General features: G+C 30.4%; 6 protein-coding genes. 4 read left to right on the forward strand and 2 right to left on the reverse strand.

Going from position 1 to position 7,044, the window contains the following annotated elements; genetic code table 11:
• The 3 genes from sprA to RMN92_RS07940 all read left to right on the forward strand — a co-directional run.
• The coding region (sprA, locus tag RMN92_RS07930; RefSeq protein WP_309608935.1) for a cell surface protein SprA at positions 1–2,571 on the forward strand (2,571 nt) is incomplete at its 5' end.
• Between the two features lie 68 nt (positions 2,572–2,639).
• On the forward strand, positions 2,640–3,020 hold the full coding sequence (gene gcvH / locus RMN92_RS07935) for a glycine cleavage system protein GcvH (RefSeq protein WP_309608936.1): 381 nt from the start codon (positions 2,640–2,642) through the stop codon (positions 3,018–3,020).
• Positions 2,992–3,378, forward strand: coding sequence for a VanZ family protein (locus RMN92_RS07940; protein WP_309608937.1), 387 nt, complete (start codon positions 2,992–2,994; stop codon positions 3,376–3,378). Before gcvH ends, RMN92_RS07940 begins: the two co-directional genes overlap by 29 nt.
• Before the next feature lie 61 nt (positions 3,379–3,439).
• Here RMN92_RS07940 and RMN92_RS07945 read toward each other — a convergent pair whose 3' ends face one another.
• The gene (locus RMN92_RS07945) at positions 3,440–3,793 is read right to left on the reverse strand and encodes a YtxH domain-containing protein (protein WP_309608938.1); all 354 of its coding nucleotides are present in this window, start codon (positions 3,791–3,793) and stop codon (positions 3,440–3,442) included.
• Between the two features lie 301 nt (positions 3,794–4,094).
• Between RMN92_RS07945 and RMN92_RS07950 the strand changes: the two genes are divergently transcribed.
• Complete coding sequence (locus RMN92_RS07950) at positions 4,095–6,698, forward strand: AsmA-like C-terminal region-containing protein (protein WP_309608939.1); 2,604 nt, start codon at positions 4,095–4,097, stop codon at positions 6,696–6,698.
• 155 nt (positions 6,699–6,853) lie between these two features.
• Here the strand turns inward: RMN92_RS07950 and RMN92_RS07955 are convergent.
• The coding region (locus tag RMN92_RS07955; RefSeq protein WP_309608940.1) for a prolipoprotein diacylglyceryl transferase family protein at positions 6,854–7,044 on the reverse strand (191 nt) is incomplete at its 5' end.

Below are 7,044 nucleotides of genomic sequence, written 5' to 3' on the forward strand. Positions count from 1 at the left end.
GGAAGAATGAATACCATAGGTTTTGGATCATTGGAACAAAGTCCGAACGAAAGAAGCAGAGAAAATGCCAAACAATACGACATTGTAACCAATGTGAGTGCTGGGAAATTGTTACCAAAAAAATGGGGCATCAATCTGCCATTTAATTATGCTGTTGGGGAACAAATTATTACGCCAGAGTATGATCCTTTTAACCAAGATATCAAATTAAAACAACTCATTGAAGTTACAGAAAATCAAGCTGAAAAAGACAATCTTAAAAATAGAGCAATAGACTATACAAAAAGAACGAGCTTGAATTTTATTGGAGTTCGAAAAGAAAGAGGAGCAGAGCAAAAGCAACATTTTTACGATCCAGAAAATTTAACTTTGTCTTATTCTTTCAATGAATTAAACCACCATGATTTTGAAGTTGAAGAATTATTGGACCAACAGTTAAGAACTTCAGCAGATTATGCCTACACTTTCAAATCGAAGCCAGTTGAGCCTTTTAAAAATAATAAATTTTTTAAAAAAAGCAGTTATTGGAAAGCTTTGAGCGATTTTAATTTTAACTTTTTGCCATCCAATATAAACTTTAGTTCTACCATTTTACGACAATATAACAAGCAAAAGTTTCGTCAAGTGGAAGTGCAAGGAATTGGTTTAGACCCGTTGTATCGACGAAATTATATGTTCAATTATAATTATGGTTTCAATTATAATTTGACCAAATCGTTGCGTTTAAATTATACTGCGACGACTGCGAATTTGGTTAGAAACTATTTAGACGAAAGCAATAATCCAATTGATATTTTATCTATTTGGCATGACTATTTAGATATTGGAACACCAAATCAACATTCGCAGCAATTAACTGCAAATTATGAATTGCCAATTAATAAAATTCCATTATTATCTTTTATAAAATCTGATTACACTTATTCAGGCAATTACAATTGGCAAAGAGCTTCATTGGCGTTGCAAAATATTAACGATGGTACCAATAATTATAATTTAGGAAATACGATTCAGAATTCAAACTCGCATAAATTGAATACCACATTCAATATGGATTCGTTTTATAAATATATTGGTTTGACTAAAAAGGGATCAAAAAGTGCGATTCCAAAAAGTGGTCCGCCACCTGCAGTTGTATTGCCTAAACCAGGAGAGAAAATAGTTGCAAAACCAAAGGTTAAACCAAAAGATGACAAGCCAAATGTTTTGGTTGATGGATTAATTGGTGTTGTGACCAGTGTGAAAAATATTCAAATAAATTATAGCGAAACAAATGGTACACTTTTGCCAGGATATTTGCCATCAATAGGGTTTTTAGGATCTTCTAGACCTAGTTTAGGATTTGTTTTTGGATTACAAGATGATGTTCGTTTTGAAGCGGCAAAAAATGGTTGGTTGACCAATTATCCTGAATTCAATCAGAATTTTACACAAGTAAATACAAAACAGCTTACCGCAAATGCTAACATTGATTTGTTTCCAGATTTCAAAATAGATTTAAATGCAGATAGAACTTCTGCGGATAATTTTTCTGAACAGTTTAATGTTTCAAACGGAAATTATATTTCGCAATCGCCATATAACTTTGGAAACTTTTCTATTTCAACAATCATGATTGGAAATTCATTTTCAAAAAGCGACGAAGTATCTTCAGAAGCATTTGATATATTTACCAATAGTAGATTAATTGTTGCCGACAGACTAGCAACCATATCTTACGGAACATCAAATTTTCCGCGCGAAACCGACACTTCAAGTCCAAATTTTGGTTATCCAGTAGGTTTTGGTAAAAATAATCAGGCGGTTTTATTGCCAGCATTTATGGCTGCTTACACTAGCGATTTTAATGATGCAAGTAAAGTTTCATTGTCCTCCTTTAGAAATATTCCTATTCCAAACTGGGCTATTAAATATACTGGTTTAATGAGATACAAATTCTTTAAAAATAAATTTAAAAGATTTTCGTTGCAACATTCTTATAAAGCTGCTTATACTATGAATGCTTTTAGATCCAATTTGGAATATACAAGTCCAGCGTCAGTAGATGCTGGCGGGAATTTTCAAAATAAAAATATTATCTCAAATATAAATTTAACAGAACAGTTTAGTCCTTTGTTAAGAATGGATTTAGAGTTTAAAAATTCTATTAAAATTCTTGCCGAAATGAAAAAAGACAGAACTTTGGCTTTGAGTTTTGATAATAATTTATTAACAGAATTGAAAGGTATTGAATATGTAGTAGGTTTGGGTTATAGAATTAAAGATGTAAAAATTAGAACCAGATTGGCTGACAATCCAACTAATGTAATAAAAAGCGATATAAATCTAAGAGGCGATTTATCGATGAGGAACAACCAAACTATAGTTAGAAATTTAGATTACACCAATAATCAATTGGCGGGCGGACAAAATATAGTATCGGCAAAATTAACTGGCGATTATGCTTTTAGCAAAAACTTAACCACACTTTTCTTTTTTGATTATTCATTTTCTAAAGCGGTTATTTCTACTTCGTTTCCAATTACAAATATTCGTTCAGGTTTGACCTTGCGATATAATTTCGGAAATTAATCATAAAAAAGTAAAATTATTTCTTTAATAATTTTACTTTTGTTTCAAATAAAAAACACAAAAATAAAATGAACATACCAGCAAATTTAAAATATACCAAAGACCACGAATGGGTGAGTATTGATGGCGATATTGCAACAGTAGGAATTACAGATTTTGCTCAAAAAGAATTGGGCGATATTGTATATGTTGAAGTTGAAACTCTTGACCAAACATTAAAACAAGATGAAGTTTTTGGAACTGTTGAAGCAGTAAAAACTGTTTCAGATTTATTTTTGCCTCTTTCGGGTGAAGTTATAGAATTTAACAGCTCCTTGGAATCTGATCCTGAAATGGTAAATTCGGATCCTTACGGAAAAGCTTGGATGATAAAAATTAAAATTTCAAATCCAGCAGAAATAGATTCGTTACTTTCAAGCGATGCTTATAAACAACTTATTGGTGCTTAAAAAGCCTTCATTTTGGATAGCACTTTCTTGGACACTTTTAATATTTTATTTGTGTCTAAAACCTGCAACTATTGAAAAAAATGTCACTTTTGTAAACGCTGATAAATTGATACATTTTACGCTGTATTTCGTATTCGTAATTTTATGGTATCGGTTTTTAATATATAGAGAAAGTTTTCTACTTCAAAATAAAATTTTATTAGTTATAGTTTCTATAATAGTTGGAATTTTAATAGAAATTTTACAAAAATATTTCACCAAATCACGCCATGCCGATTTTTTTGATGTATTGGCCAATAGTTTAGGAAGTATGGCAGGTATTTTGTTTGCAATAAGATATTTTAGAAAAATAAAGTAGCTTTGAATTACATATAAATAAAAAGCGGCAATTGCCGCTTTTTATTTATAAAATATTTTGATTAATCTGCCATTTCATCACCAGCTTTTTCGGGCGTTTCGTCAGCAAAATTGACTACTTTTTCTTTTGCAGTATCAACAGCATCATGTGCCAAATTTTGACCTTTGCCCATTAAATCTTCCGCTTTCTCTTTAATAGAATCAACTACATTTCCAATAGCCTCGCTCGCTTGGGGAACATATTCTTTTACTTTTGCTTCCGCTTGGTCTATAAAACCTTCTGCTTTTTCCATAAGTGGTGCTGCCGCTTCTTTTGCTTTGTCGATAGCATTGTCAGCAAATTCTTCTACTTGGTCTACCACTTGATCAACTTTTTTAGACCCAAATAAATTTTTAAAAAAACTACCTAATCCCATTTTGTTTTGTTTTTATGTTAGTGGTGTAATATTACGATTTTTTAATTAAAATATTTTTCAAATTCAAAAAAATGTTTCAATAACTAAAATTTCATTTTAAATCTATATAATTTTAAGATTTATTTTCTTTATAATTCAATGATTATGAGAATATTGTTATAATTTTTATAATGTTAAAACTAGGCCAAATTTAAAATCAAAAAAATAAAAAACCAATAAATCCGTTTTACTAATAACTGAAAAGCATTAATTTATAGTAACTTTACAATTAAAAAAAACAGCTTTCGCAAATTCAAATAATATGAAAAAGAAAATTTTTATAGGTATTGGTATTTTTTTTATTGTAATAATCGCTGCATTATTCGCGATTCCTATCTTTTTCAAAGACCAAATCAAAGCTAAAATCGAAAAATCAATCAATGAAAATGTTGATGCAAAGGTGACATTTGCAGATGCAGATTTGAGGTTATTTAAAAACTTTCCATTGGCGAATGTTGGCATTCAAAAATTGGTCATTATCAATAAAGCACCGTTTGAAGGTGATACTTTGGTTGCGTTTGAAGAATTAAACTTGCAAATGTCTATTAAAGAATTATTCAAGGGTGAAGGCGAAGCCATGAGATTACAATCGATTTCTGTAAAAAATGGAAAAGCAAATATTCTTTTTGATAAAAACGGCATTGGAAATTTTGATATTGCTATAAAAGATAATAAAAAACCCGAAGATGACAAACAAAGTAAACCATTTGCTTTAAATATTAATAGCTACAAAATTGAAAATTTCAAGTTTAAATATTATGACGAGCGTTCAAAAATAAAAATGGTCATCAAAGATTTGAACCATGAAGGAAATGGAAATTTTGCAGCTCAGAAACTAGATTTAATTACAAAATCTACAGCCAAAATTTCTTTGAATATGGACAAAATGAATTACATGAACGATGTGGCTATTACACTTGATGCCGTTCTGGGAATTGATTTGGACAATCAAAAATATACTTTTAAAGATAATACTGCAAAAATTAATGAATTGCCACTTCAATTCAACGGTTTTATTCAATTATTGGATGCTGGACAAGTGTATGATTTGACTTTTAAAACTCCAACTTCTTCCTTCAAAAACTTCCTTGGTTTGATTCCTGCGGCCTACGCTGGCAATTTAAAAGATGTAAAAACCACAGGCGATTTTACCGTAAACGGAAAAGTAAATGGAACTTTGACTGATACAACTGTTCCAAAATTTAATATTGCAATTGCATCAACCAACAGTTCTTTTCAATATACAAATTTGCCAAAATCTGTTGAAAATATTGTTATTGATACCAAAATCATAAATGAAACAGGTATTATGAACGATACATATGTCAATCTTGATAAACTATCTTTTAAGATTGATCAAGATGTTTTTAATGCGAAAGCCAATATAAAAAATGTAGCTACAAATGCTTTAATAGCTGCTGAATTGAAAGGAACTATAAATCTTTCCAATGTATCTAAAGCGTATCCTGTGAAATTATCTACGCCGCTTTCAGGGATTTTGGTGGCCGATGTGATTACAAAATTTGACATGAAATCTGTAGAAACGAATCAATATCAAAATATTCAAAATGCTGGAAATATGACCTTGACAGGATTTAATTATGCTGGTGAAGGAATGGCAAAACCTGTAAAAATCAATGTTGCTAGTGTAGCTTTCAATACAAGTCGAATCAATCTAAATCAATTTAATGCAACTACTGGAAAATCTGATATTCAAATGACAGGAACATTGGATAACTTTTATGGATTTATGTTTAAGAAGCAAATTTTGAAAGGAAATTTCAATATGAATTCAAACCAGTTTTTGGTTTCAGATTTTATGTCGCCAACCAAACCAAGTTCGGGATCAGAAACAAAAACCGAATCAACATCAAAAACCAATAGTAGTTCATCTTCAGTAAAAATACCAGCTTTTTTAGATTGTTCAATTACTGCAAAAGCCAATACGGTAGTTTATGATAATTTGACATTAAAAGCCGTTTCAGGCATCATGATTATTCGTGATCAAGCCGTGAAACTCATGAATGTAAAAACCAATGTTTTTGGTGGTCAAATTGGGATGAATGGTGTGGTTTCTACCAAAGAGAAAACGCCAACTTTCAATATGGATTTAAATTTGAACAAAGTAGATATTGCACAAAGTTTCACACAATTGGAAATGCTTAAAAAAATAGCACCAATTGCTGGCGTGATTAATGGCAAATTAAATTCGACCATAAAACTAAACGGAAACTTGGATGCCAAACAAATGACACCGAATTTGCAAACCCTTTCTGGCGATATGATAGGTCAGCTATTGGAAACAAAGGTAAATCCAAATAATTCTCAAATGCTGACGGCTTTGACTGAAAATGTAAAATTTTTAGATGTCAATAAATTAAATCTGAACGATTTGAAAGCCGCTCTTACTTTTAGCGATGGCAAAGTAAATGTGAAACCTTTCAAGATTAAATACCAAGATATTGTTGCTGAAATTGGTGGTGCACATGGTTTTGACCAAAATATGAATTACAATTTAAAATTTGATGTCCCAGCCAAATATTTGGGTACAGAAGTAAATAAAATTTTATCAAAATTATCTCCTGCCGATGCGAGTAAGATACAAAATGTGCCGATAAATGCGGTGATGACTGGGAATTTTAAAAGCCCAAAAATTACCACCGACATGAAAAGTGCTGTTACTAATTTGGCCAATCAATTGGTAAAATATCAGAAAGAAAAATTAATAAACCAAGGAACATCTGCTTTGGGAAATATTATTACAGGCAACAAAAACCCTGCCGATACAACCAAAACAAAAAAAGCTGATGCTATAAAAAATACCGCCAATGATTTGTTGAATGGTATTTTTAAAAAGAAAAAATAGTTGAATTGGATAAAATGAAAAGCGGAGAATTTTAAGTGTTCTTCGCTTTTTTATATAAAAATACGAATATATCGATTTGAAATTCAATGATAATATCAAATTTTAAATTTGCTGAAAAGTAAGCCGATTGATAGCGAACAGACACAATAATTGCATTAAACCAATTTTGTCGGCTTATTTTTTATTAAATTTTTACCCATAAAACACATTCCAATTATTATAAATGGGATACTTAATATTTGTCCCATATTTAATTTCATTCCTTCTTCAAATTCTACTTGATTTATTTTTACAAATTCAATTAAAATTCTCATTATAAAAATTAAAGTTATTGCTAAACCAAATA

This window comes from Flavobacterium sp. (genome assembly GCF_031363805.1).
In the GTDB taxonomy this organism is placed as follows: Bacteria; Bacteroidota; Bacteroidia; order Flavobacteriales; family Flavobacteriaceae; genus Flavobacterium.

Bases quoted from the DNA above. Each gene is read 5' to 3' on its own strand.
- gcvH (WP_309608936.1), top strand. From the start codon at position 2,640: ATGAACATACCAGCAAATTTAAAATATACCAAAGACCACGAATGGGTG.
- RMN92_RS07940 (WP_309608937.1), top strand. From the start codon at position 2,992: ATGCTTATAAACAACTTATTGGTGCTTAAAAAGCCTTCATTTTGGATA.
- RMN92_RS07945 (WP_309608938.1), bottom strand. From the start codon at position 3,793: ATGGGATTAGGTAGTTTTTTTAAAAATTTATTTGGGTCTAAAAAAGTT.
- RMN92_RS07950 (WP_309608939.1), top strand. From the start codon at position 4,095: ATGAAAAAGAAAATTTTTATAGGTATTGGTATTTTTTTTATTGTAATA.